Genomic DNA, 261 nt, shown 5'->3' with positions numbered 1-261 from the left:
GTGTTAGGTTTCTTGTTAACGCTATTTTTTTTGTTTCATGTGCCTCATTCCCACGCGACCGGCATACCAGTCACCGTGCAGGATGCAATAGGGGCTCGTACTGATCAAAATCACAAATTACAGCCGCCCGTCGTCGATGCTGGTCCTGCGATGCAGGGCGTGTATATTTATTTCTTAATGAGCGAGGCTAATGTATCGGGTGGAGATAAAATTGACAGCCCCTACATGCTCGACGCGCATCTTCTGTTTTGTGATGAGAAA

The 261-nt window shown here is 47.1% G+C and carries 1 pseudogene; it reads left to right on the top strand.

The features are described from left to right. Positions 1-261 (top strand): annotated as a pseudogene (locus SB751_RS31975) (hypothetical protein); the annotation flags it as partial.

Source organism: Cupriavidus sp. SIMBA_020, assembly GCF_046535395.1.
GTDB classification, from domain to species: domain Bacteria; phylum Pseudomonadota; class Gammaproteobacteria; order Burkholderiales; family Burkholderiaceae; genus Cupriavidus; species Cupriavidus campinensis.
The sequence above is the reverse complement of the archived record's forward strand: the minus strand, read 5'-3'. Positions and strand labels throughout refer to the sequence as shown.